The organism is Bartonella sp. AU15XJBT (assembly GCF_028618615.1).
Taxonomy (GTDB): domain Bacteria; phylum Pseudomonadota; class Alphaproteobacteria; order Rhizobiales; family Rhizobiaceae; genus Bartonella.
Window position 1 is genome coordinate 1 of sequence record NZ_JAQITG010000078.1, and the last position, 2484, is coordinate 2484.

Here is a 2484-nt window from a genome sequence, read left to right on the forward strand (position 1 = left end):
TTCATATTGAGACTTTGTTGCTCTGTTTTTTGCTCATTGGAATGGTCAGTGCACGCTTTTCCATATCTTCTAATGTTTATCTGGTAAGCAATTTCAATGAACAAATTGGGGTCGCTTCTGGATGGGTACAGTCTATCCAAAATTCAGCGATGTTGGTGGCGCCGTTTGTTGGAGCATTTGTTTTAGGTCACACTTCGGGTGGAAAGTTGTTCCTTCTTTCTGGTGTGATTGGATTATGCTGTTTATTCGGGATCAGGATGTTGGTAAACAATTCTTTGTCAATTGTTTCTTCAAAATGATGGGTGTTTCTTCAAAATGAGGGGCGCATCAATGAAACACGTATTTTATCCTATACATGCAACACCACTCTTTGAGGTGTGAGATATCAGGTATGGAAAACTTTAAGGCGGGGAGTATTTTGACCACTGATCGGAGGTGTTCCTTTGAAGTTTTAAGTAAAAGGTGAAGAATGCGTAACACGCACTGCTCTCTCATTTTTTTCGATGATATGTGTTTTTTTGCTTTAAAATTTTACTAAAAAATTTTTTAAACTGTTCCTATTGATCGCATTCTTGTTGATGGGTAATCGACGCTGGAGCATCTCCACGATCAAGTTTGCTATGTTCAATTTTTTCATCAAGGCAAAGACTTAAAAAAACAACACCCTCAACATGTTTTTAGTTAAAATTTCCACTATTGCATTACAAAGAAAAGTTTAAGTGGGGATCTATATTAAAAATAAAATAGTATTGATGTCTTAATTTGGTTTTTTCTTGACGATTCAAGTATAATATGGTAAATATTAAGTTAATTTAAAGCAATAGATAATGAACTTTTTTCAAGAATTGTAATAAAAACTGTATGAGAGTTTATTGACAAAAAGGGTCATTTGGAATTTGAGCGGGGGCATCATCTAGTGAAATTAGCCACAAACGAGGAAATCATTAACAGCTGGTTTGCAAAGGAAGCTAAGGTTTACAATTGGCGCCTTCCAGAAGGCGCGAAGAGTTTCTATGAGTTTAAGAAAGATTCATTAATAAGCGATGATAAACTTCAACAGGAAATTTTGGCGTCTTTAATACGGGAAATACCGTTAACACCGGATACTTCCAATCCATTACATATGTTTCTTCAACAAGGTATTCTTTTTGAGGAAGGGCAAGGGGCGAGAGCTTTTGATACTCTTAAGGGTGAGCATTGGATACCTGTTAAAAGGAGAGAAAGCGGTGAGCCATTTAAAGTGAATGATCCAGAAATTGAAGCCTCATCTATATTAGATGAACGAAAAGATATCTATAGAGTTACAATAACGTGTGAACAAAGAGAGCATGCTTTTAAAGAAAAGTATGGGCTGCGCACTCTTTTAAATGAGATCAGGTCGAAATTCATAGAGATTGATAATACTAAGAGTGATGATTGGTTAGAAAAAATTATTGATCGTGCATTAAACAGTGAAGTTGCACCGTTGCAAAAAACACAAGAAATCTACATTCCAGATATTCGTGATCTTCTTTTAGATGAAAAATCACATAACTGCGCTATGGAAATCATTCAAAAAGCAGTCAGGTTTCTTGAATTTCACTCACGTTTGTACAATGCTTGTTATTTTCAAAAAGCTTGTTCTCTACATGATCTTATATTCATGTTTGGCATCGGTGCTCAAACTCTTGATGAAATCATGAATATGTTGATCGTTTATGACGCTAAAAAGAGTCTTTTAACAGTGAGAGATTTTGGTGAGAAAAAGAGCGATGTTATTGGTCTTGCTATGTCAAAAAAAGCAATATCTATCCATGACTTAAAAAGAATAGGGCAGAGTGATTTTGATCCAAAAAGTTTGTCTACGAAAATCTTTTTTCATATTTGGCAATCGTCATCATTTCGTCCGTTTGAAACAATGATTGCCTTTAAAGCAGGGACTGATGATCAGATTAACAAAACAATAGAAATGTACGAAGACGTCAATAGAATGAAGTTACAAAAAGAAGCAGAGGAAAAAGCTTTAAAAAGCGTAAATGTGCTGTAAAAAATAATGCGTGGAGGCATTCAAAAATCATTGGAAAATTATAAATTATAACAAAAATACAGCTGATTATCCTATCATGCCGTAAAAAACTGCTTTTTGAGGTGTGTGATATCAGGTATGCGAAACTTTAAGACGGGGGTATTTTGATCACTGATCGGGGGCGTTTCTTTGAAGTTCATATCACCAATTTTATTAAAGAGGGCGTGGAACTTTAACTATCGAAAAGTTTAATATCGGATGGTTGATATGAATTTATTTTTAAAAAAGAGTCCATTCTCTCTTTTTTCTGCTCTCTTTATTTCTAAAGTGGGCGATTATGCTTATGAAGTTATTTTTATTTTACTTGTCTTAGAATTAACAGATAACGCCTTTTTTACAGGTCTTGTGTATTTTTTTCGCTTTATCCCTTTTCTCTTTTTTGGACCTATAGGCGGTTGGTTAGCGGATAATTTTTCTTT

The 2484-nt window shown here is 34.6% G+C and carries 1 protein-coding gene and 2 pseudogenes; all 3 read left to right on the forward strand.

Annotated features, from left to right (window positions below; all coding sequences use genetic code 11):
* Positions 1-299, forward strand: a pseudogene (locus PVV57_RS10030) (MFS transporter); the annotation flags it as partial.
* A 617-nt stretch (positions 300-916) separates the two neighbouring features.
* The gene (locus tag PVV57_RS10035) at positions 917-2026 is read left to right on the forward strand and encodes a hypothetical protein (RefSeq protein WP_273784015.1); all 1110 of its coding nucleotides are present in this window, start codon (positions 917-919) and stop codon (positions 2024-2026) included.
* Between the two features lie 246 nt (positions 2027-2272).
* Positions 2273-2484: pseudogene (locus tag PVV57_RS10040) on the forward strand (MFS transporter); the annotation flags it as partial.